Origin of the sequence: Allosalinactinospora lopnorensis, assembly GCF_000981225.1 — a bacterium.
Classification (GTDB): domain Bacteria; phylum Actinomycetota; class Actinomycetes; order Streptosporangiales; family Streptosporangiaceae; genus Allosalinactinospora; species Allosalinactinospora lopnorensis.
In genome coordinates, this window is the sequence record NZ_LAJC01000082.1 from 1 (window position 1) to 22,956 (window position 22,956).

The 22,956-nt window shown below is 69.3% G+C and carries 19 protein-coding genes and 1 pseudogene; 6 read left to right on the plus strand and 14 right to left on the minus strand.

The features are described 5' to 3' along the window. The 7 genes and pseudogenes from pglZ to VS93_RS22690 form a co-directional block, all read right to left on the minus strand. Nucleotides 1-828, minus strand: a pseudogene (gene pglZ, locus VS93_RS22670) (BREX-2 system phosphatase PglZ); the annotation flags it as partial. 168 nt (nt 829-996) lie between these two features. Then, nucleotides 997-3,174 carry a hypothetical protein gene (locus tag VS93_RS30645; protein WP_201776718.1) on the minus strand — a complete coding sequence of 726 codons (2,178 nt, stop codon included), beginning with the start codon at nt 3,172-3,174 and terminating at the stop codon, nt 997-999. Beyond that, nucleotides 3,153-4,865, minus strand: coding sequence for a hypothetical protein (locus VS93_RS30650; protein ID WP_201776719.1), 1,713 nt, complete (start codon nt 4,863-4,865; stop codon nt 3,153-3,155). The genes VS93_RS30645 and VS93_RS30650 overlap by 22 nt, the downstream gene beginning before the upstream one ends. A 428-nt stretch (nt 4,866-5,293) precedes the next feature. Further along, nucleotides 5,294-5,587, minus strand: a complete 294-nt coding sequence (locus tag VS93_RS22680) for a hypothetical protein (protein ID WP_046471913.1) — start codon at nt 5,585-5,587, stop codon at nt 5,294-5,296. Between the two features lie 25 nt (nt 5,588-5,612). After that, nucleotides 5,613-6,122 (minus strand): polymorphic toxin-type HINT domain-containing protein, encoded by a 510-nt coding sequence (locus VS93_RS32060; protein ID WP_338022783.1) that lies wholly within the window; start codon nt 6,120-6,122, stop codon nt 5,613-5,615. Next, entirely contained in the window at nt 6,103-7,314 is a 1,212-nt protein-coding gene (locus VS93_RS32065; RefSeq protein WP_046471914.1) for a hypothetical protein, read from the minus strand. Before VS93_RS32065 ends, VS93_RS32060 begins: the two co-directional genes overlap by 20 nt. A gap of 88 nt (nt 7,315-7,402) precedes the next feature. After that, nucleotides 7,403-7,768 carry a hypothetical protein gene (locus VS93_RS22690; RefSeq protein ID WP_046471915.1) on the minus strand — a complete coding sequence of 122 codons (366 nt, stop codon included), beginning with the start codon at nt 7,766-7,768 and terminating at the stop codon, nt 7,403-7,405. A 101-nt stretch (nt 7,769-7,869) separates the two neighbouring features. Between VS93_RS22690 and VS93_RS22695 the strand changes: the two genes are divergently transcribed. The 5 genes from VS93_RS22695 (at nt 7,870) to VS93_RS22710 (ending at nt 11,668) form a co-directional block, all read left to right on the plus strand. Further along, nucleotides 7,870-8,289, plus strand: a complete 420-nt coding sequence (locus VS93_RS22695; RefSeq protein ID WP_046471916.1) for a PIN domain-containing protein — start codon at nt 7,870-7,872, stop codon at nt 8,287-8,289. 159 nt (nt 8,290-8,448) lie between these two features. Next, the gene (locus tag VS93_RS30130) at nt 8,449-8,610 is read left to right on the plus strand and encodes a hypothetical protein (protein WP_173434354.1); all 162 of its coding nucleotides are present in this window, start codon (nt 8,449-8,451) and stop codon (nt 8,608-8,610) included. A gap of 86 nt (nt 8,611-8,696) precedes the next feature. After that, nucleotides 8,697-8,918: a hypothetical protein gene (locus VS93_RS22700; RefSeq protein WP_046471917.1), complete on the plus strand. Its 222-nt coding sequence runs from the start codon at nt 8,697-8,699 to the stop codon at nt 8,916-8,918. After that, nucleotides 8,915-9,484: a DUF6879 family protein gene (locus VS93_RS22705; protein WP_052745930.1), complete on the plus strand. Its 570-nt coding sequence runs from the start codon at nt 8,915-8,917 to the stop codon at nt 9,482-9,484. The genes VS93_RS22700 and VS93_RS22705 overlap by 4 nt, the downstream gene beginning before the upstream one ends. Before the next feature lie 9 nt (nt 9,485-9,493). Beyond that, nucleotides 9,494-11,668: an ATP-binding protein gene (locus VS93_RS22710; RefSeq protein WP_046471918.1), complete on the plus strand. Its 2,175-nt coding sequence runs from the start codon at nt 9,494-9,496 to the stop codon at nt 11,666-11,668. A 93-nt stretch (nt 11,669-11,761) separates the two neighbouring features. Here VS93_RS22710 and VS93_RS28590 read toward each other — a convergent pair whose 3' ends face one another. Both VS93_RS28590 and VS93_RS22715 read right to left on the minus strand, forming a co-directional pair. After that, a complete protein-coding gene (locus VS93_RS28590; protein WP_082127122.1) occupies nt 11,762-11,956 on the minus strand; it encodes a DUF397 domain-containing protein in 195 nt (64 codons plus the stop codon). Between the two features lie 4 nt (nt 11,957-11,960). Next, complete coding sequence (locus tag VS93_RS22715) at nt 11,961-12,809, minus strand: helix-turn-helix domain-containing protein (protein WP_046471919.1); 849 nt, start codon at nt 12,807-12,809, stop codon at nt 11,961-11,963. 170 nt (nt 12,810-12,979) lie between these two features. Between VS93_RS22715 and VS93_RS22720 the strand changes: the two genes are divergently transcribed. Then, nucleotides 12,980-13,369, plus strand: coding sequence for a hypothetical protein (locus VS93_RS22720; RefSeq protein ID WP_046471920.1), 390 nt, complete (start codon nt 12,980-12,982; stop codon nt 13,367-13,369). 33 nt (nt 13,370-13,402) lie between these two features. Here the strand turns inward: VS93_RS22720 and pglX are convergent, their stop codons facing one another. The 5 genes from pglX to VS93_RS22735 all read right to left on the minus strand — a co-directional run. Continuing rightward, on the minus strand, nt 13,403-17,005 hold the full coding sequence (gene pglX / locus VS93_RS22725) for a BREX-2 system adenine-specific DNA-methyltransferase PglX (RefSeq protein ID WP_046471921.1): 3,603 nt from the start codon (nt 17,003-17,005) through the stop codon (nt 13,403-13,405). Nucleotides 17,006-17,074: 69 nt separating this feature from the next. After that, the gene (locus VS93_RS30655) at nt 17,075-18,619 is read right to left on the minus strand and encodes a hypothetical protein (protein WP_201776720.1); all 1,545 of its coding nucleotides are present in this window, start codon (nt 18,617-18,619) and stop codon (nt 17,075-17,077) included. 109 nt (nt 18,620-18,728) lie between these two features. Then, nucleotides 18,729-20,078 carry a protein kinase domain-containing protein gene (locus VS93_RS30660; RefSeq protein WP_201776722.1) on the minus strand — a complete coding sequence of 450 codons (1,350 nt, stop codon included), beginning with the start codon at nt 20,076-20,078 and terminating at the stop codon, nt 18,729-18,731. Then, a complete protein-coding gene (locus VS93_RS30665; protein WP_201776721.1) occupies nt 19,967-21,706 on the minus strand; it encodes an NERD domain-containing protein in 1,740 nt (579 codons plus the stop codon). Before VS93_RS30665 ends, VS93_RS30660 begins: the two co-directional genes overlap by 112 nt. 148 nt (nt 21,707-21,854) lie before the next feature. Then, a partial coding sequence (locus VS93_RS22735) for a DUF817 domain-containing protein (RefSeq protein ID WP_236700681.1) occupies nt 21,855-22,956 on the minus strand: 1,102 nt, incomplete at its 5' end.

Genomic DNA, 22,956 nt, shown 5'->3' on the forward strand with positions numbered 1-22,956 from the left:
GTCCGCCGCGCCTCGCGCGCCGCCTCCCCCGCCGCCATGCCCCGCCACCAGGAGCGCGCTCACGTACTCCCCGCAGGAGCGCCCGAACGCGGCCAGCCGCTCGTCCAGGGCCTCACCGGTCGCGGGTGGGGCCGACCCGAGCCACTGCTCGGCACGGCCCCGCGCCCGGTAGGTGGCGGGGTCGGGGTCGCCCTGGTCCCACAGTGCCGCGCACACGAGCCCGAACGGCACCGTGTCGGCACCGTGCCCGGCTTCTGCGAGGGCGAACAGCACCTGCCCGGTGGGGCCGGCCTGCTCCGCCTCGCCGAGGAAACCCGCCAGGCCGCGGCGTTCCGCCTCGCGCAGGGCCGGCAGCCGTTCCGGGCCGCCCGGGGTGAGCGACCACCGCAGCAGGGTGTGCGGGTCGAGACTGTCGCCGTCCTGGCCCTGTTCGCCACCGTATTCACGCTCGGTATAGCGGCCGAGGCGCAGCCGCCGCAGGGCCAGCGCCGCCAGTGCGGTGCGGCGCGACAGTGGCCCACCGGGCAGGCGCGGCCAGCCGCCGGGCGGGGTGGCGTCCAGCAGTGCCTCGGCCGCCCAGTTGTCCTGCTTCAGCCGCGGGTCCACCAGCTCGGCGCCGAACGCCTCCCGCACCAGGTCCCAGTTGTCGACGGTGTCGATGCGCTGCTTGTGTGCGCGGGCGAGGATGGCCGGGTCGAGTTCGGTCTGTTCGCGGTCGGTCAGCACGAGCAGCACGCGCGGCCCCTCGGTGCCCGCCAGGTGGGCGAGCACCAGCTCGTGCACGGCCAGCGGGGAGGGGGCCGCCGCGACCCGGACGCGCCGCCCCTCGCCCCAGGGCCGCTTCGGCGGGCCCGTCCCACTGGGGGGCGCCGCGCAGCAGTACCGCGCGCCGCTGCCCCTGTCCCGCCAGGGACTCGCGCAGGGAGGACTGGGTGGCCAGGTACTGGGTGAGGGCCGCGGTGGTCAGCCGCACCGCGCTCGTGGTGGTCGCCGCACTCACTGCTGCTCCACGACCCGCCAGGTGATCTCGACAGTGGCGCCGGGTTCCCGCTTCGCCAGCTCGGCCAGGTCCGCCTGGAGCTGCTCCGCCACCCGTTGCACCGTGGTGCGGGATGAGCCGGAGCGACGCACCGCGCCCGATCCGGAGGTGCCGGTGCCCGTTGTGGGGGCGGGCGGGTCCAGTGTCACATCGTCGGGTTTCGGAGCGGGCGGGGGCGGGTCGGGGGTGATGACCTTCTCTTCCTGGTTGCGCTTGATCAGCGCGGTCACCTTGCGGCGGGTGCTGTCCAGGGCCTCAGCGAGGTCGGCGGTGCGCTGGTCGGCCCGCGCGACCCCGCGCAGGGAGTCCAGCAGCGCCCGGCCGTCGGGGCCCTGCCCCTGGGCCAGCTCCAGGGTGTCCCAGGAGGCCGCGGCCAGCGCCTGGGCGACCCGCTGCGCCTGCTTGATGGAGGTCCCGTACCGGTCGGCGCTGACCGGGCCGAGGTCGAACCGGGCCAGGGCCTCGATGGTCTTCTTCGCGCCGCCGCTGCCGGCCGCGTCCTGTCCGCTGTCCGCCAGCGCCGTGAGCAGCTCCAGGCAGCGCCGGGCCAGCGCCAGGCGCCCCGCCTCGTCGGTCTCGTCCAGGCCGAGGAACCCGGCGTGCTGCTCCAATTGCCGGACCAAGCCGGCCGCGGACTCCTTGTACTCGCGGGAAGCCTCGGTGATCTGCCGGGCGAAGTGGGTGACCATCCGGCCGCGCCGCAGCGTCGGCGCCTTGTCCCCGAAGACGGTCTCGAACCGCCGGCGGGCCTCCTCCCAGTCCTCCTCGCTGGGCCGCGGCTGGCTGCGCAGCGCATCCCCGGACTTGACCTGCGACAGTTCGGGGGCGGGGTCCAGCGGCATCCCATTGCGCACCCACACCCGGTCGTCCATCTCCGCGAAGGACGCGATGACCAGGGCGGCAACGAACGGATCGAGTCCGCGCGGCTGCGGCAGGTCCGTCCAGTCGGTGAGGCGGGTCAGGCTCAGGTCGCCGGTGATGCCCTCGGCGCGGGCCTGGGTGCGGAAGTGGTCGGCCCAGCGGTCGGACAGCTCGAAGTAGGCCTCCTTCTGCTGGCCGAGCCCGAGGGGCCCGGCGATCCGCTGCATGAGCCTGCGGTCCTTGGCGGGGATCTCGATCCGCCGGTCGCGCGCCTCCGCGGCCGCGCGCACGTGGCCGAAGACGGTGCGGGCCTCGGCGGGTTTCACCGCGGTGCCGGTGGCCTCCGGGTCGAGGTCGGGGTGGTCGGGGAACTGGTGGGCCAGCAGCTTGCCGGCGATGTGCCGGATGCCCTCGCGCATGGACTGGCCGATGGAGACCTTCAGGTCGTCGATACCGGGCAGCGAGACGACGTGCTCGGTGAAATCGAGTTCGACGTCGGCGGCCTTCTTGTCCGCCAGCCCGTAGGCCTGCTTGAACGCGCCCTTCACCTGGGTGAGCAGGGAGTCGCGCTGGGTCTGCAGCAGCCCCTTGGCGCGGTCCCGGTCGTCGGGGTTGAGGTGGGCGGCGTACTGGGTGGCGAACCGGTGGTCGTCGGCGAGCGCCTTGTCGATGATGACGAGCCGGCGGAAGTCCGCCATCCGCTGGGCGGAGAGGTGAGCAGGCACCCAGGCGACCGTGCGGGCAGGTTCGCGCTGCTGCTCGCGCAGGCGGCGTATCCGGTCGAGGTCCTCAGCGGTGCCGAACTCGCCCTCGTCGAAGGGCAGGTCGACGATGATCCGCCACTGGTCGGCCATCTGGGGCTGCATCTCGTGGTCGGGCAGCGCGTCCTCGTCGGCGATGTTGCCGAACAGCACCTCCGCCGAACGGGTGGAGCCCCGCCACACGAAGTCCAGCTCGTCGGCGCCCATACGCCCGTCGACCCGGCGCACGTTCAGCTCTTCGGCGAGCAGGCGCCTGGCGAGCGCCATCCGGTTGCCGGCGTTGTCGTTGACGGCGGCATTCTGCACGACCGAGTCGACGTCGACGCCGGAGAGCTCCAGCCGCACGCCCGGGTTGGCGTCGGTGCCGGTCTCCTTGATCTCGGGGAAACGGGTGGCCCACTCGGCGACCTTGCTCTTGATGATGCCGACCTCGGCGCCGGGGATCGGCGCGGTCACCGAGCCGTGGTTGAGCGCCCCCAGCCGGCGGATCGTCAGGTCGTTGAGCGCGGGCACGCTCGGCGCCAGGCTGAGAGCAGCAGGGTGCACACCAGACGGTTGTCGCCGAGGAATGCCTGGCAGCGCTGGCCGGGCCCGGGGTCGGTGATGCTCTCGGGCCGGTGCAGGTACCGATCGACGTCCTCCTCGGTGAGGCTGTGGGTGGCCAGCAGGTAGGGCCGCAGTTTGGTGCGGTAGAGTTTGTCAGCGGCCTCGAACACCACCTTGAGGCTGTCCACGAACGGCTTGTCGCCACCCTTGGTGATCACCGGGTACAGGTCGCCGACCGGCACCAGGTCGCCCAGGCGCAGGTCGTCGCGGCGGTCGGCGAGCAGTTGCCCCATCAGCTTCAGCCCAGTGCGGGAGCGCTGCAGAGCCGAGGAGATGTGCACCAGGGTGTCCATGAAGGCCGGCGAGAAGGGGTAGGTCAGCCGGAACGACTCCTTGTCGGCGCCGGTGGTGCCCTTGTCCGAGCCCAGCAGGGTGTCCCACACCTGCGGGCCGAGCCTCTTGGTCTGCTCGAACGCCGTGTCGATCCGCGCCGCCGCCTCCGCGTCCTTGGGGTGCAGCAGCCGAGCGTGGGCGATCTGGGGGAGGTTGCGGTCCTCCAGGGTGATCTTGTCGAACCGGCCTGAGGCCAGGTTGAGGGTGTCCTGGATGGAGGCCTCCGCCGCGCCGGAGACCTTCTCGCCGACCAGTTCGCGCAGGTCGCGCTGGCGGGCGATGAACGAGACGACCGGGATGGCGCGGCGGGCGTCCCCGCCCTCCACGAAGTTGGTGATCTTGCTGGCCTCGCGGGCCACGAACTGCTGGTCGTGGATGAGGGAGGCCAGCCACAGGATCAGCTCGTCCAAGAACAGGATCAGCCCGTCGTAGCCGAGCGACTTGGCGTGCTCGGCGATCACCGACAGCCCGGCGTCCAGCGAGATGAACCCGTGCGCGTTCTCGGCGGCGTTGCGGGTGAACCCGGGCAGCAGGTTGGTGCCGGCGTCCTGCACCAGCTTGGCCCGAAGCTCGACCGGGGTCGAGGGGTGTACCAGGTCCAGCTCTTCGTCGTTGTGCGCCTCGGGCGCGTTGAGGGCGGTGTCGAGCAGCTCGGGGGTCCAGGCGAAACGCTCGCCCCACTCGTCGTCCTCCCCGTCCGCGCCACCGGAGCCGAGGCCGGAGATGAGGGCGTCGTCGCCCAGCCGTTCGCGCATGGCCCGGATGTCGGCGAACAGCGCGTCGGTGCGGTACACCCGCGGCATCGACGCGTCCGGGTGCAGCCTGGTGACGTGGTCGACGTAGCCGCCCAGTACCCGCTGCTCCAGCGCCTTGGCGCCGAGCATGTGGTAGGGCACCATCAAAAACTTGCGGCCGTCGATGGCCAGCCACTCGTGCTTGGTGAGCACCGGGTCGAACTCGCCGCGGGCCCGCGCCGCCGGGTTGCCCGACAGCAGCGCGTACAGCACCGCCATGAAGTGCGACTTACCGGAACCGAACGAGCCGTGCAGGTAGGCCGCCTTCGAGGTGCGCCCGTCCACCGCGGACCTGATCAGGCCGAGCGCCTCGTCGAAGTTCTCCAGCAGCCGCTCGGTGACCACGTAGTCGGCCAGCGCGTGCTCGGCGCCTTCGGGGGTCACCGCCTCGGCCAGGCTCAGCACGAAGTCCGAGGTGGAGATGGACTCCTTGATGTCGATGACATCCCGGAGCAGGGGGCGCTGTGCCATGGGGGGTTCTCGCTCTCCTTCGGTTCGGCCTGGTCGTTCCTTCTTACGTTCGGCTGCCCCGCCGCTCACCCAAGCGAGGCGGATGGGCGGTGAGAACAATGGTAGGGCGAGGCGGGGGCGCGCCGGGTTCCTTCCGTGCGCGAAACGTCCGGGGAACGCGGGAATCCCGGGTGCCGACCGTGTGCGGGGTCGCCTCCATGAGGCTGGTCGGGGCCTACCACGGCGGGACGCGCCACGCGGCCTGGCGGCGGTCTCTGTCCCGGCCCCACTGAGCACCGGTGACCGGACAGGGTGCCGGTGTCACGATCGGGGCGCCCAAGATCGCCACGCGACTGTGACCAGCACGCTCACGCCTCGCCCCCGACTATGCAATCGCCCTGCGCCCGCATAGTCGTAGTGGCGGTAACCGCCTTTGCCGGGAGGCGCCGTCAGTCTCCAGATATCCACAGATATCCGCGGTCAAGGATCGCCTTGTTGATCAGTATTTCCAGTGCCTCGATGCTGGGATCCAGTTCAGGGTGAGCGTCTCTGAGCTGTCCTAGTTCCTGCTTGATCCGGTGCATTTGTGGGACGTTGAACATCGTGTCTCCGTGTGGATGCACGTAGCTCAGTTGGCTTCCGGCCTCGGCCTTTTCCAGTACCGCCGTCATGTTCCTGCTGTGTACTGCTCCCGTGTACTCCCTGTCGTGCAGCTGGTTCTCGATGTAAAGGGCGAAACCCACGGCTACTCCCTACCGTCGGCAAGCGCTAGAGCGGATGCATTGTAATAACAGCACCGTACTTGTCCTGGACCACGCGATAGCGCGTCGTGGAGCCACCGCCCTCGTCCTGGGATTTACGGCCGATGACGCGTCCGGCGTCCACATCGCGCTCGTAGTTGCCTTGTGCGTTCGGCCCACGAGGTTGCACCTTGTTCGCCTCGTCGACAAGCGCGTCGAGATCCTCGTCTCCGCTGAAGACACTCTTGTCGGGGGTGACCTTGGATCCTCCGTCGACGTGTTTGTCTCGGACGTATTTCTCGCCCTCGTCATCGAATGCGGCTGGAAGACAGTCGCTGTTGTGGACGAGAACCGTGTTCCCGTCCTCACCAACGTAGTACGTGTGCAGGTCGGCGACGGTGAGGTTGTGGACCTGCTGGTGGGCGACGGTGCGGGTTTCGACCGCGGTGACCTGGGTCCAGGTGCCGGCGGAGGTGCGCAGCCAGGTGCCGGGGTCCAGGTCGATGGCGTCGACCCATTCACCGAGTTCCGGAGCCAGAAGGGGTGCTCGTCGGTGGCGGTGAGAGTGCTGATCTCGCCTGAGGTGTCGGCGAGAGTGATGTCGACCAGTGTCTTCTCGCCGGCACCACCGACCAGGTTGGTGACCTCGCGTGGGCCCTCCTCGCCGGTGGCCGGGTCGAAGGCCCGGACTTCGTCTCCGATCCCAATGTCCTCGATCGGCACTGTGGAGCCTCAGCGGTCAGGACGGGGGTTCCGGGAACGAAGCTGTTGTTAGCGCAGTCAGCGAGGTTCTTGTCCTCGTCCTTTTCGTCTTCGCTGGTGGATTCCTCGTCACGGGAACCGCCGGTGTCGCCACTGCCGCCGTTGGAACCTCCGCCTGGGACATCGGGGACCTTCAGCCGGTCCAGCGGGCTGAGGAACATGCCCAGCCCGTTCCAGGCGACCATGGCGTCGGCCTTACCGTGCTCCCCGGCCTCGCGGGCGTCCCGGACCTCTTGGGTCTCGACGTCCTGGATGGAATCGACGGTCCCCCGGACCAACCCGCCGGGCGAGAAGGGCTGTTTCCACAGTGGGATGGCGAACATGTCGCCGGTGTATCCGAGGGCAGCCGACGCGTATTCTCCGTTATCCCAATGTTCCGAGAAGTCCTCGCTCTGCTGCTCGTACAGCTCGTCCCGCCGGTCATTCATGTAGTTCCATCCCTCGGCGAGGGTCTCTCCGGTCTCGGAGAGCTTGTCGCCGGTGTATCCGGCGGGTGAGTCCAGGAATTCGCCCGCTTCCTCCTTTCCGTTTTCCCAGGTCTCGGAAGCCCGGTCCTTCGTCTGGTCGGCGAACTCCTCACCCCACTCGCCGATGCCGGCCATGGAGAACCCGTACGTGCCGTCCCCGCCGGAGTTGTCGGCCGGCTCCGTGTCGGGATTCTGGCCCTGTGCATCCTCGGCGGTGTCGAACTCCGGCTCGGGGGCGGCCTCGTTCTCGTGGCCGCTGGGGTCCCCGCTCGTCTCATCGCCGGTTTCGGGCTGGGCATCCGGGGGTTCCCCGCCGGAGGCGGATTCCTCATCGCCACCGTTGTCCGGGTCGTCGCCGCCCGACGATTCGGAAGCCTCTCCGGAGGCCGCGGACTCCAGGGAGTCCTCGATCAGCCGCGTGACCCGGTCGCCGATTCCGGCGCTCATCACGACGCTGAACACAGCGGCGACGAGGACGATGACGGCGCCGTACTCGACCATGGAGGCGCCTCGTTCGGGGGCGTGAATCCTGCGAAGCACTACTCACCGATCTGGGGGTGTGAAGTCGGAGCAGCGACGAGTCCGGTAATTACGTGGCTCGGCGGAAGAACGCCCTGGAGTCGCTTCTCAGCAGGCAGACCAGGATCAACACCGGAAGTATGAGTTGGGTGAGTCCGGTGAACTCGCCCGCGAGAAGGGACAGCAGGGCCCCCAAGCCGTGGACGAGTTCCAACACGAAGATCGACCACATGAGCAGCCTGCGACCCTTGGGAAGCCGTATTCCGAACGCCAGCGCGAAAACACCGGGCCAGCAGTTCCAGACCAGTTCCGCTGTGACAGCGGGATCGACCCGGGATACGTACAGGCCGACGACCACCGCAATTCCGTAGAGAACGGCCTGGACGAGCAGCAGCACCCGGGCGGTTCTCAGTTCCGCGGGAAGAGTTCCACGCACAGTACGGTTCCTTTGGGGTCTGGCCTACGGAGAGGGGGCGGGAATGCGAATTCCAGCTGCTTTGCGGCATTAGTCGGACACGAGGAACTTAACGTAACGAAATGGCTCCCTCAAGTCAGGGGCCACGTCCGGCCGCCCTCGAACTCTTCGACAGTGAGGGGCTCTCCCAGGCGGTGCGGGGGGAGCGACGCATGGGCGCCCGCCTCAAGGATGCGGAGCGCGCCGGTGTCCGGGTCATGACCACCTCTATGACGCTGGTCGAGGCCTACCACGGAAGGGTCCGCCAGGCGGCCTGGCAGTGGACGCTGTCCCGGATCCACGTGGAACCGGTGACCGAACAGGTCGCCGGTGCGGCGATCGGCTTGCTGCGGGAGGCGGACCCGCACGGCCACGGGTACGCGATCGACGCCGCCCTCGCAGCGATCGCCCTGCACCAGCGCGAGCCCGTCACCGTCTTCACCTCCGACGAAGAGGACATGCGCAGGCTCTGCGGGGACCGGGTCGTGGTCGTCAAAATCTGACCTCGATCGTGCATGACGCATCGCCGGTTCGCCGGCGGGGCGCTTGACGTTGATCGGGTCGGCGGAACACTCACACCCGGCTGCCTTCGTGCCGTACCGTCACGAGGGTAGAAGAGCCCGTGTGGTCACGTCCGACTGCTTTCGGGAGGAGCGGTCCGTATGACGGCTGACGAGCACCCGGAACATGGCACGACTGAGCAGCCTTCGGTGAGAGTGCGGGATGTGCTCTTCGCCGCCGATCTGAAACGCCTGGTCCGCGCGTCGCAAGACAACGACGACGAAACCGTTTCCGAACTCAGAGAGCGCTACGTTTCGGATTAGCCGAATCCGACCGTTCCCTGGAACGTGGAATTTGCGCATGTTACCGTGAGTCGACAATTCTCCACTGTTTGTTGAACAGGAGAAACATGGAGCTCACGCTACTCGAAAAGGACGGAAAGTCCAACGTTAAGGATTGCCCCTCTGTCTACCTGGCCGACACGGGGGAACTCGTCATCCAGGGAACCGAGGTGACCGGCGCCGACGCCTCGGCCCTGCAGAACCCTCTTCCCGGCGAGACGGTCGTTCGGATCAGCCCGGAGATCATTCTTCGAGCGGTCGAGAAGTACAAGCAGAACGGAGCACCGTGAGCGGAGATCCCAACGGTCGTCCTATTGGCTGGGACGAAGTCGAGCAATTGTTCAGCGGTTTCCGATTCACGGCATTTCGGCTGGAAACGCTCCAGACCTACGACGCTCAACACGAATCGGAACCATTCCGGCAGTTTCTCGCTCTCGGAGAAGCCGAGATCACGGAGGAGCTGACCGGATGGGGCGCTGAGCTTCAGGCCGGGATCGCCGCGGGACGCCGGTACGACCGGGTCCATGTGGTCACCGAGCCGTTGACCGACTATGTGCGCTTCGAGTGCGCGTGGGGATACCCGCACAACGTCACCGCGGGAGAGAACATCCGTATCCTGCCCGTGCGTGACGGTGACTGGCCCGACGGGTTGCCGCACCTGGACTTCTGGCTGTTCGACTCGCACCGACTGTTGTGGATGAACTACGCCGAGGACAGTTCGCTGGTGAGTACCGAGCTTGTCGACGACCCGGAGTGGGTCGTGGCAGCGAACGTGTGGCGGGACCACGCGATGCAGCGGTCGATCCCCTTCGCCGAGTACGAGAACCGGTTCGACAGCTTTGCGCGTTCCCACTGACGAGCGGACATGACAGCAGACGACAACCGCGAGCCTTTGAGGGCTTCCTCCACTCGGGGAGGCTTCCGGAACGAGGTCCAGGGCGAGGCGGACACCGTTGTGCAGGCCGGCGCTGTCCACGGCGATGTGCGCGTGACGGCAGCCTTGGCTGCGGACGCGACCGTTCCTCGGCAGCTTCCACCTGCGGTCTCGGGGTTCGTCAACCGCACTTTCGAGCTTTCCCGGCTCGATGCGTTGGTGCCGGCCGAGGACAACGCAGCCGAGAGCTCCAGCGGCGCCGTGGTCATCTCCGCGATCGGGGGATCACCGGGCGTGGGAAAGACCGCGCTGGCGCTGCACTGGGCGCACCGGGTGCGCTCCCGGTACGTCGACGGGGACCTGTACGTCAACATGCGCGGCCACGGGCCCGGCCCGCGGCTGGACGCCTCTACCGCGCTCGACTTCTTGCTGCGGTCCCTGGAGGTCGCCCCCGAACGGATTCCCGATGACCTCGATGGCAGGTCCGCCCTCTACCGGTCCCGCCTCGACGGCAAGCGCGTGCTCGTTCTCATCGACGACGCCGTGTCTCCCGACCAGGTGCGTCCGCTGCTCCCCGCCTCGAACACCTGCCTGATACTCGTCACCAGCCGCAGCACCCTACCCGGGCTTGTGGCACGCGAGGGCGCGCACCGCTTGTCCCTGGACACCCTCACTACCGAGGACTCTCTGAGCCTGCTGCGAGGCCACTTGGGCGAACGGCGCGTCGATGCTGAGCCCGATGTGGCCCGCGCCCTCGTGGCACATTGTGCCCATCTTCCGCTGGCACTGCGGGTCCTCGCCGAGCGGTCGCTTGACCGGCCCGCCACCCCACTTGCCGACCTCGCCGCCGAACTGGACGCCGAGAACGAACGGCTCGACGCGTTGGGCACCACGGGCGACGAGCTGAGTGACGTCCGAGCGGTCTTCGGCTCCTCCTACACCGGCCTGTCTTCCGATACCGCGCGGCTGTTCCGCGTCCTTGGCGTGCACCCGGGGATCGAGCTGGGAACGGCATCCTGTGCCGCCGCGGCGGGCATGCCCGTGAAACAGACCCGCGCTCTGCTGGACCGGCTCGCCGGGGCGCATCTGCTACAACGCCTCGGCCACGAGCGTTACCGGCTGCACGACCTGGTGCGGCTGTATGCGGCGGAACGCTTCCACACCGAGGAACCCGCTGACCAAGAGGCCGAAGTGATCAGCCGACTCGCCCGCTGGTACCTGGCGAGCGCCCGCAACGCCGTGCTGGCGGTGATGCCGAACTTCCGCCCTGTACCCGACCCCGAGGGCCGACCACCGGGGGAACCACTGACCTTCGATGCCGCACACGCCGCGCTCGCCTGGTTCACCCGGGAACGCCGCACTCTCGCCGGCACCCTGCGCGCGACAGTCGACCACGAGCTCCACGACCTCGCGTGGCGGCTGCCGGTAATGGCGAGTCCGTTGTTCGAGCTGCACCGGTATTGGGACGAACTGCGCCGTATCCACCTGGTCGGCCTCGATTCGGCCAACGCCCTCGGCCACCGCCACGGACAGGCGCGCAACCTCATCGCGTTGGCCGACGTGGAATGGCTGACTGGCACCCCCGCCCAAGCCCTGGAGCGCTACGCTTCGGCGCTTGAGGCGGCCCGGGAGGCCGGTGACAGCTGGACCGAGGGGTTCGCGCTGCGCCAGCTCGGTAATCTCCGCTGGCAGCAGAATCAGGACAGCGAGGCTCCTACCCTCATCCGGCACGCCATTGACGCCTTCCGCCGGGCCGGCGACAGGCGCGGGGAAGGCATGGCCCTGCTGAGCCTGGCCGCCTACGAGCAAAGCCTCGGCGATCACGACACAGCACTGGATCACTGCCGCAGCGCGTTCGCCATCTTCACCGACATCTCCGACACCTGGTCGGCCGCCTGGGCACGCTGCCACCGCGCCCACGCCCTCGCTTGCGCGGGCCGGCACCGCGAGGCCATCGACGAGTACCAGAAAGCGCTCCCCGTCTTCGTCGACCTGGCCGACATCGACACCGAAGCCATCACCCGCATCGACCTCGGCCGGGCCCACCGCGCCGTGGGCGAGACCGACCAGGCACGCACCCACCTCGGCGCCGCCCTCGACCTGCTGCGCTCAGTCGACGCCCCCCGAGCCGACGAGGCAGAAACGGAGCTGGCCCGGCTGGCATAAGACCCACGCCCCGGGGCCTGGCCACACGAGCGAACACCCCCACCTGGGAGCTGAGACACCCGGCAGTCCCACGCGGCTCCCCGCCGCGGCCCGCTACCGGTCGAACTCACCACTCTTGACCGCGGTGACGAACGCGCGCCACTCCACGCGGGAACAGGCCAACCACGACGCGTGCGGGTGCCGGGAGTCGCGGACACCGACGCGATGCGAACCGTCACAAACCTCAACACACTGGGACTCGCTGAGGCTGTAGCTGGACTTGCGCCACTGGGGTTGGGACCGTGCCACCGGGTCACTCTCTTTTCCAGGCGGCCAGACTCTCTCGTACCAGGCGCAGGGACTGCTCGTTGGTCAACGCCGATGCGTCAAGGCTGGCCACCGCGTTGGCGTAGGGTCTGACATCGTCCGGGTGGTCGAGGAAGACCGATGCCCGCACGATCTCGGCGTGCACGATGGGCGCGGTCTTTTCGAACCCCAAAAGAGTATAAGTACCGATCATTCCGGCATGGCTGCCTTGGTCGAAGGGGACGACACGCAACTCGATCCCGGGCTGTTCGGCCGCTTTGAGGAGTTCTTCGAGCTGCTCGACCATGGTGTGACGGTTACCGATCTTTCGGTGCAGCGCCGCCTCGTCCATGTAGGAAACGATGGTGGGCAGATTGGCCCTGCGCAGCAGTTGTTGACGCTCCATCCGGAGTCCGACCCGCGCCTCGATCTCAGCGGGCGGGACACCCAACCCCAGCATCACGGCCCGGGCGTAGGCGGGAGTCTGGAAGATGCCGGTGATGGTGATGACGTCAACATAGGTGATCGCAGTGGCCTCGGACTCGTAGTGCAGGAGGGTCAAGGCCTGGGCGGGGACACCGGGAACGCCCTTTGCTAGCCATTCAGGGCGCTCGCTGTCGCGGGCCATCTCGATCAGCTCATCGCGAGGTGGTCCGGTGACCTCGTAAATCACCAAGAGCGCGGAGACCTCTTCCGGAGTCACCGGTCGTTTCCCGGCCTCAATACGGCTGAGGGTCGGCTGCGACCAGTCGAGCCGCTGCGCTACCTGAGCCATGCTCATCCGGGCCTGGGTGCGGTACTGGCGCAGCTTCACAGCCAGCCCGCGCGCCTGGGGGCGCGGTCGTGGTCGCGGCATGTCACCTCCTTGTCAGCAAGCGTAGCCAGGGGCAACCACCGGCGCAGGGGACGCCCCTTCCTGTGGATATCCACGAAGCACTTGCCTTGTTTTATTCAGTCATTCATTATTATTTGAATACACGGTAGCGGCTGTGCCGCCCACACTCCACGCTCAGGGAGGAACCCCCCATGGCCACCATCACCATCGGTGCCGACCACTTCGCCTACACCGGACGCCTGGCTCCGGTCCTGCCGATCACCGGGTTCATCGAGCGCTTCCTGGCGGTCGAGCCCCGCGCCGACGACGCTGAATGCCTGGCCCGGGTCATGCTGGCCTGCGCCTGCCACGCTGAGGGCCACTTCGCGCTGCTGCGTGACCGGGAAGCGATCCACGCCCTGCTCACCCACCCCGACCCCGCCACCGCCCGCGCCTACCACGCCCGCCTGGCCTCCGAGTACGGCCCCCTCCTGGCCGAGTACGCGGCCGAATGGGACACCGACCCCGGCGACCCCGACGGCGAGGACCCCATCACGTATGCCGCTCTCCCCCGCCACGCGCACGCTGCCGCCATCGTCTAGACGACCGCCACGCGCGAAGCGCGCCTTGGGCCCCTACTTCCTCGCGGTGCGCCGGCCGCGGCCGGCCTTGGCGGGGCGCCAGGCCCGCAGGTCATCGTCGGTCAGGCCGTGCTCGCCCTGGATCTGCTGCCGGTAGTTGGCGAAGAACCCGGCGGGGGTGCCGCTGTAGGTGATGTCGAACTCGTTGTGCCACTGATCCAGCCACGGCTGCAGTTCCAGCAGCCCGGCGAGGAACGGGGTGATCTCCTCGGTGGACAAGGCCTGGTTGGTGAAGTAGGTGGCCAGCGCCTGGGCCTGCTCCCGGTGGTCCCACCCCGCCCAGCCGTACAGCTCCGGGGTGGCGGTGTTGGTCGAGCCGTAGGAGATGAACCGCTCCTTGGGCACGTCCAGTTTCCCCCGCGCCCGCCAGTAGGAGGAGCGCAGGAAGTCCGCCGAGGTGTACTTGGGCGGCACCGGGATGGAGTCGCGGATCCTGCGCTTTGCGGGCTCGTCCGGGGCGGCGTCCTCCTGACGCTGCAACTCCCACACGTGCTCCCAGTCAGCGCGCTTCTTCAAGCCGGTGGGCTTGTACCGCAGCGCGGCCAGGAACGGGACGTGCTCCTCGGTGATCAGCTCGGCGACCACGTCCGCCAGCTCGGTGCGAGGGGCGTAGATCCCGGCGACCGCGACGAAGTCCTCATCGCGGGAGAGCGCGTCGGCGAGCCGGGACAGGCTGACCAGAGCGGGCAGCCCGTTCTCGTCGTAGAAGTACGCGCGGTCCTCCATCCGGTCCAGCAGCCAGGACCGCAGCGCCTTCTGCTGCATCGCGTCCCACCCCTCGGTGGCCCAGCGGCGCTTGCACTCGGGCCGCTCCACCATGCCGATGGCGCGCGACGACTCAATGGCGTCGATGCGCTTCTGCACCACCTGCCGGTACGGCTCCGGCCAGTGGGTAGGGATGTCAGTGATCGGGGTGGACCCGTGCCGGGTGAACCACTCCCCCGACGCCTCCCCGGCAGCCACCCGGCGGGCGAGCGCGATCTCAAAAGCACGCTCCCCGAGGGCGAGTTCCGGCACGTCAGCAGGGTCGGGAACGCGCAGGTCCTCACCGTTCAGGCTATAGAGGAAGTAGACCTGCCAGTCCAGCTCTTCTTGCAGAGCGATCATCCGGGCCCGGGTGGACTCCCATTTGGCTCGCGCCTCTCGGAGAGTAGCGGCGGTGGGGGTACCGGCCTCGGCAATGGCGGAGGGGGTGGTGGCGGAGAGTTCCTGGGCGAGGGAGTCCAACTCAGTGGCGAGGGTCGTGGGGTAGGAGGAGGGGAGGGGGAATTTTTCTAGTTTTGTTCCGGTGAATTCGTAGAACTGCTCCCATAGTTCGGTCTTGATACCGGACTGGTGACCCTCAGTTCCTTTGCTGTGGCTCACCATCTTGAGCCAGAAGCAGGCAGTAGAGCTGTTGAGCAGCCCGAGCAACCGCAGATGGTCCTCCTCGCTCGCCCCCTCCCTCAGCTTGATCACCGGCGCGGACTGTTTGAAAACCTTCCCGCCACGGTCCAACACAAAGTGATTATGCGTCGCCACAAACGCAAACGTGATCGACCAATCACTAGCTCCTTGGTCCTTGGGAAGTTGGTGCCATCCCCACCATGGGTGGTTATCGCTGAAGTAGGTGCCACCCGAGAACGTCGCACGATTACCAAGTTCCGTGCGGGAGGGCCAAAGCCAGCACGCCAGGCGAGGGAAAGAATCAAGCTTTTGAAGGTCTCGATTAGCATCATACGGGTGAAAAGCATCATCGCCATCGAGAAATCCAAAATCACGGACTTCATCCCCAACCACGAGCCGCTTAACGAAAGCATCCTCGCCATTGATTACTCGGAATGTACGGAGAGGCGCCGTCATCGCGTCATCGGAGCCAGTGATGCCGTAGAAACCTATGCGCGCGATATCCCCCCTTAAGACTGATTTCTTAGCATCGCTGATTTGTTCGTTAAGCTCCAGACCACCATCGGCAAGGATCCACGGCTGCTTGTTAAAGTAACGCTCGCGTTCCAGATCGTCTACAGATACCCATTTGCTCACAGACCCCGGCTCGTTGATCTGGTTCACGATGGCGTTCCAGACCAGCCCGTCCTCAGGATTCTCCGGTGCGGCGGGCTCTCCTTGGACGCTGCGCACGGTGCGGATTGTCGCGGACCGCTCCTTACCGCCCCGTCGAATGCCGACCAGGATCACCGTTGGTGTCCCGTGTCCGGGGATGTAGGCGCCCGAGGTGTCGATCACCTCGGTCAACTCGACCTGGTGAGCGAAGTACTCCTCGATCAGCCTGGTACCGAACTCGCGCTTCATGAAGGAGTTCGCGGTGATCTGGCCGACCCGGCCGTACCCGTTTCCCTCGGCGTCGCCGCGTTTGGCAAGCTCGAAGAATCGCTGAGCGAACGGCACTGACAGTGCGTACTTGCCCGAACAGGCGTCGTACATCGTCCGGTACAGCTTGTTGAGTTTGCTGTCCTTGACCGTGATGTACGGCGGATTCCCCACCACCACGTGGTAGCGGCCCGGCTCCAGGATGCGCGGGTGTTCGTGTACGTCCTCCGTGGCGTAGGTGAACTCGGCCAGCTCGTCGCCGGATTCCTCGCCCTCCAGTGTGAGTTCGAGTTGCCGGGCCTTGATCAGCGAGTCGCCCACCGCCAGGTGGATCGGCCAGTCGTACTTGCCCGCCTCGGCGAACGTGCGGATGTTCGCCGCCGCCATCGCCGCCACCAGCAGCCGGAACCGGGCGATCGCCACCGCGAACGGGTTGACGTCCACCCCGTGCACCGAGTCCAGCGCCGCCCGCACCCGCTCGTGTACCTCGCGCGTGGGCTGGCGGTCTGCCCACAGTTTCACCAGCCGCCGGAACGCGCCCAGCACGAAGTGTCCCGATCCGCAGGTCGGGTCGATCATCCGCAGCTCTTCGTAGCCGAACTCCCGCACCGCTAGGTTCATCGTGCGGTCCAGGATGAACTCCTCGACGAACTCCGGGGTCTGCAGCAGCGCGTACCTGCTGCGCGCTTCTTCCGAGAGGTCCTGGTAGAGGTCGCCCAGGAACCGGGTGTCCCACCCCTTCGTGCCGTCCTCGTTCAGCGGGTCGGTGAAGTCGTGGACGAGGGCGCCGTCCTCGTTCCGCTCGCGCCAGAACTCCACCAGAGCGCGCGCCCCGTCGTGGGAGAGCGGGATCTGGAACAGCGGGTTGCGGTCGGCGTCGAACAGCAGCTCGCCGATATGTCCGGTACCCAGCTCCGCGAACGCCCGTTGCAGCCAGCCGCGGTAGGTGGGGTCGGGGTCGCTGTCCACGTAGGCCTCGTAGCGGGCCTGCGCCAGGTCGCGGCGCTCAGCTTGCGGCCCGGTGAGGTAGGGCTCGGGGATCAGGTGGTTGTCCTCGGCGAACCGGACGAACACCGTGCCCAGCACCCACGCCGCCGCGGCCTGGGTGACCCGCTCGTCCAGCCAACTGTTCCACGTGGCGGCGGTACGGCCCAGCTTGTGCGCGCGGGCGTACTCCTCTCTCAACCGCTCGCCGACCTCGGGGACCGCCTTCACCTGCGCGGCCAGGTCGGTCTCCACCGCCTTCACCTGGCGCTTCAGGTCATCCAGCAATGCCGCGCGGTCGACCATGCGGCCCCTCCCCGTTGTCGTTCTGTTCTGGTGTCTGCTCTGGTGCGCTCTAATCTGCTCTGGTGTGCGCTAGAGCTGCGCGCCGGAGCGGTGGGCGTTGGTGACCCACGCCTCCGGTAGCTCGATCCACTCGCCCAGTCCCGCCTGGTAGGGCACGGCGACCGTGCCCAGTCGCGGTTCACGTGCGGGGTCGCTCTGCGGGCACAGCAGCCACAGGCCGCGCCCGCCCTGCCGGGCCGCGGCGGCGAGCCGGTCCAGGGTTCCCATGGCGTCGTAGCGGGCGAACGCGGCGGCGTCGGTCAGCAGCACCGGACCCGAGCCCGCACCGGCATCCAGCTTGGCCCGCAGTTTCGGCTCGACCCGGCCCCAGGCGGTGCGGGTGTACTCGGCGAGCTTCAGCGCCCCCTTGGTGCCGGGTGCGGCGGCGTCCGCCCGCAGGATGGTGTCCCAGGTGGGTTTGGCGCCCGGCCGCACCAGGTCGTGCATGGCGTCCAGGAACAGTCCGGTGACCGAGACCTGTTCGGCGCCGAACCTGCTGTCCTCCCCCGCCAGCTCGGCCACCGCCCGGACGCTCGCCCCCATCCGCACGGTCAGCACCCGGAAGCCGTCCCGCCGCGCCGAGGCGGACAGCCGCTCCTCCGCGCGGACGGCGCCCGCGATCTGCGGGTCATCGGCGTAGCGGGTGAGCGCACCGGTGCGCGTGCTGTGCCGCCTGCCCTGGACGGACAGGTAGCTGGAGGCGAGTTCCTCGCGCGGGGGCAGGTAGCGCTGGGTGCCGGTGTCCTCGCGGGTGGCCAGGGCGAGCTCGAACCCGGCGTCGCGCAGCGCCTTGGTGAGCGGGCCGCCGGTGGGCAGGTCGTGGCCGCCCGGGCCGTCGGTCAGCTCCGGGAAGCGGGCGCGCACCCGCTCGTGCACCTCGGCCGGGGTCAGCCCGGGCTGGCGTTCGGTGGGGAGGCCGGGGATGAGCCGGACCAGGCCCGCCTGGGTGAGCCGCAGCGCCCGCACCAGCGGCAGGTCGCGGGGGTAGATCTCCAAACGCGGGGTGGCGGCGGCGTTGCGGGAGGCCGCGGCGGCCAGATCGACCATGCGGCGCTCGTCCCACTCGGCCGCGCCCGGGGGCGGGGTGATCGCGCCCAGTTCCCCGAGCACGGTGGTCGCGGTGGGCAGGGTGTCGAGTTTGGCGAGCCGGTCGGCGACCCGGCCCAGGCGTTGGGCGTAGTCGAGCAGGCCGGGGGCGGAGGGGGTGTCGGGGGCGTCGTCCTCGCCGACCTCCAGGGCCAGCAGTCCCGCGCCCATCGCCTCGTCGGTGGCCTCCCGGTTGGCGGCGTGCCGGAACGCGCTCTCGGCCGGGGCGAGCTGCTCGACCTCCACCACGGCCCGGACTGCGGCCAGGGCGAGCGCCCGGCGCTGGTCGCGCTCCTGCAGCCGGGTGCCGCGCCGCACGGCGAGCGCGTCGGCGATCTCGGCGGCGGAGGCGACCCGGCCGAGTTCGGCCAGCCGCTCCAGGATCTCCCGGCGCAGCTCCCGCACCGCCGGGTGCTTCCTCCACCGGGTCCGCTGGGTCTTCAGCATCTGCGGGATGCGGCCGGCGCTGAGCTCCAGCGCGTCGGCCACGTCCTTCTGCCTGGGCCACACGCCGATACCGGGCAGTTCCCCCCGCTCGTCGGCAGGCGCAGCAGCAGCCGCACCATCTCGACCTCGTTGCGGTTCGACCCGTTCTTCCTCAGTTCCGGGACGAAGATCGTGGCCAGGGCGTCCAGGCTGACCGAGCGCAGGGCACCGCGGGGAAGAGCGCCGGCGTCCCCGCCGGTGGCGACGGTGTCCGAGACCGCGGACTCCACGACGCTGAACTCCGCCAGCTCTTCCTTAGCGTCGCGGCGGCCCGTGGGGGTGAGCGGGGAGACGGGGGCCTGGTGCAGCCGCTCGCCCCACTCACGCTGGCGGCGCTGGATCTCGCTGCGGGTCTTGGCGCCCAGCCGGGTGCGTTGACGAGGTTGCGCTGGCTGTAGTCCAGCAGTTCGCCGACCGTGGTGATGCCGAGCCCGTACAGGAACGACTCGGCGGCCGGGGTGAGGCCCGCCGCCGACAGGTGGGTGTCGCGGTCGGCTTCGGCGGCCAACCGGTCGCGCTGCTGCTCGGCGGACTGGGGTTCGGCCTCGGCGATCGCCGGGGCGACCTGCGCCGGCTCCTCCCCGGGCGCGGCGGCGGGCGCCGGGTGGCGGGTGACGCGGCCCCCGGAGGGCGCCGTCTCCACCATGTCCAGGAAGATCTTCCGCCAGGCGTCGCGCATCGGCTTGAGGTCGCCGAAGCGCCGCGCGGTGTCCCGGTGCAGGGCCTTGCGGAAGAAGGCGACGAGTCCGTCGCGCACCGCGGGGTCGAAGGCGTCGGCGGCGATCGTGGGGTGGGGCCACTCCTGCGGGTCGGTCTGCGGCGGCGACACCTTCCCGTCGCCCCACGCGGGCAGCTCGCCCGAGGCCATCTCGTGCAGCGAGACGGCCAGGGCGTACCGCTCGGCGTGGGCGTCGTAGACCGAGCGCGTCAGCGTCCCCAGGAACGGGTCGAGGTAGCCCTCCGTGCCCGCGTCCGTCTCCTTGGCCGGGTACCCGGCCAAGGAGAAGTCGATCAGGACCAGTTCCCGGGTGCGGTTGGGGCGGACACGGATCGCGATGTTGTCCGGCTTGATGTCGCGGTGCCAGACGCCCTCGCCCTCCAGGAAGTCGACCGCGCCGAACAGGTAGTCGCCGTAGGCCTCCAACTGGTCGACCTGGAGCCGGCCGCTCTCGCGCACCTGCCGCGCCACGGTCTCCTGGCGGTGGCGCGGGCCGGAGGCGGACTCCTCCTGGTCGGCGGAGTCCCGCTCGTCGCCGACGTACTCCAGGGCCAGCACGGTGCGCTCGCCGACGGACAGCGGCTCCGGCTCGGCCGGTTGGATGATGCGCGAGTCGGGGCGCAGCCCCTTCATTACCTCGGCCTCGCGGGACAGCAGTTCGGCGCGGCTGTCGGAGAGGGCCACCTTGAGCACGGCGAGGGCGCGGGCGCCGCGCGCCTTCGGGTCGGCCTTGAGGTCGCGCACGAGGAAGGCGCGGCTGGTGGAGCCGGTGCCCAGGCGGCGGCGCACCTCCCAGCGTCCGGCCAGCACGTCGCCCGCGACGGCCTCCAGCGGGTCCTTCTCGCGTCCTGCGCCTCTGCGGTGTCGGCGTCGGCGGGGCCGGTGGCGGGGGTCGTCAGCGCGTCCTCGACGCACTCCAGCATCTCCAGGAACTCGTCGACCGTGGCCAGCCGCCGTTCCGGCCGGTAGGCGGTGGCGGCCTGCACCAGCTCGTCGATGTCCTCCGACAGCCCGTCCACGAGCGCGCTGGGCCGCAGCCCCTCCCCCGCCTCCAGGCGGGACAGCATTTCGGCCTGGCTGGCGGCCGGGGCCGTGCCGGTGGCCAGCAGGTAGGTGAGCACACCGAGCCCGTACACGTCGAGGGAGATCGGGTCGGGGCGCAGCGCGGTCAGTTCGGGGGCCAGGTAGGGGTCCGCGTCGTCGGAGAGGTGGATCGCCGACAGGGTTGTGGGGGCGAACCGCTGCGCGCCGCGCGCCTGTGCGCCGTCGCTGCGCTGCAGGGCGATCTGCCAGTCGGAGATCTGCAGCCGCGGGGCGAGCCAGGCGGCGTCCTCGCCGAGGGTGCGGACCGCGCGGTCCCGGCCGCGGGGGATCACGTGTACCGAGCGGGCGGCCAGCGCGCGGTGGTGGATGTGGCTGGAGTGGGCGGAGCGCATCGTCTCGGCGAGCTGGCGGACCAGGGCCACCCGGCCGAGGATGTCGAGCTTGTCGCCGTACTGGGCCAGGTACTGGTCCAGGCGCAGGGTCTTCGGGTGGTAGTCGAAGATCAGCGCCGGTCCGGCCGAGTGCCCGGAGGGGTGGTACTGCTTGAGCTGGACCACCCCGGGGTGGCGGAACCGGCCCAGTACGTCCGCCTCGCGGCGGGCGGCGTTGTCCACCGACTGGCGGATCGAGTCATCCGATCCGCGTTCGCGCAGGTAGACCCGGACACGGACCGTCTCGGGCAGCTCGGTGTGCCGGGCCCGGTAGTCGGCCCAGGTGGGGCCGGTGTCGAGGGATGTGCGGTCCAGCAGGTACGGGCCGACCTTGTACTCGGCGTCGCTGCGGCGGATACCGACCTGGTCCAACGCTTTCTTGACCGCCCGGGCGTCGGGCTCGGTGATGCGCCAGCGCTCGTTGTGCGGGGGCCGGCGCAGCATCTCCACGAGTTCGTCGACCGTGTAGACACCGTTCTGGTCGTTGGGCGGCAGGCGCACCCGCAGCGAAGAGTCGGTGAAGCACACCGACGCGGAGACGTAGGCGTTCGCGCCGTTCTGCCGGAGCAGCCCGGCCAGCTCCCGCGCCTTCTTGGTGACCAGGTGCAGCGGATTCTGGTGCGGGACACGGTGCCCGCCCGGGGTGGCCTGCACCCATGTCCCGTTCTCCGAGGTGACGCCGCCGTGCCAGTCCTTCAGCTCCACCATGTGGACGCCGCCGGGGGCAACCACCAGCAGGTCGACCTCGCGCACGTGGCCGGTGTTCGCGGTGAACGTGAAGTTCGACCACGCCCGCCACGGGCCGGAGTCCGGCAGCTTCGTGCGGATGGCGTCCAGGCCGCGGCGCTCGTGGTCGAACTCCGACTCGGTGACGGTCGTCCACCGACCTTCGAGCATGCGCCCGCTCCGTTGCCTGTCGCGCCTCGTCGGCCGTCGCGCCGAATCTCCTGCCCCTCCGGGATCCTAATGGAGACGCGGGAATCCGGGCGATGGATGTCACCCGCCTGAAAGGACCGCCCCGCCCGAACCGCCGTCCTCCGTGGCCTCATTGCCGCTGGGGGTGCGGGCGGGTGGAAACAGGAGCACGACCGTCCGGTTCGGGGCCGGCGCGGACGGGCCCACCGCGGCTGCGGACGCCGTGCTTCCAGGTGGCGACGAGCACGAACGACACCACCACCAGCAGCGACCAGGCACCGAACTTCGCGACGTGCACCATCTCCCAGGCCCGCGCCTGGTGCGGGTACTGCCAGGCGCCGAGCAGGGTGGCGATGTTCTCGGCGAGCCACAGGAAGAAACCGATCAGCATGAAGGAGAGCGCCAGGGGCATGCGGTAGCGGACCTCACCCACGGTGTAGTGCACCCAGGTCCGCCAGGTCACCGCGATCAGGGCGGCGGCCAGCCACCACCGCACGTCGGGCAGCCAGTGGTGGGTGAAGAAGTTGGCGTAGACCAGCGCGGCGACCGCGGCGGTGACCGCGGGCCGGTAGCCCGTGAGCCCCAGGTCGAGCAGCCGCCAGGCCCGCACGACATAGGAACCGACGGCGGCGTACATGAAACCGCTGTACAGGGGCACACCGCCGATCTTGGTCCAGGCGTCGCCGGGGTAGGCCCAGGATCCGACGTGTACCTTGAACACCTCCAGAGCGAGCCCCACAGCGTGGAAGCCGAGAATGGCGAGCACCTCGCGTCCGGTTTCCAGGCGCAGCATCCAGAACACCGCGGTCAGAGCGATGCCGTACAGCAGCAGGGCGTCGTAGCGGGGAACGGGCAGCGGGATGGCTGCGCTCACGGCCAGCCCGGCGAAGATACCGACGGCGAAGGCGCAGGCCCGGGCCTCCGCCCAGGCGAACCGCACGAGCTGACCCACGCCGTGGGGGAGTTCGACCTGTGTGCTCATCACGGGGTGGGATGCGCGGGCGCGGTACGGGGTTGCACGCCGGTTCTGGTTCGCCTGTCCGCGCGGCGCGGGGCCTTCAACACCCCGGCTACAACCGGCCTTCGTGACCTTACCGCCACCGCGGGTGCGGGCGGGCGGCACAACGGTCACGACCCGTCCAGGACTCCGGACCGGCCGTTCGGCGCGCCCGGTGGGGCCCTGCTCGCGGCCGGGCCAGCGCGGGTCACCGGCGCCAGGGGCGGGCCCGGCG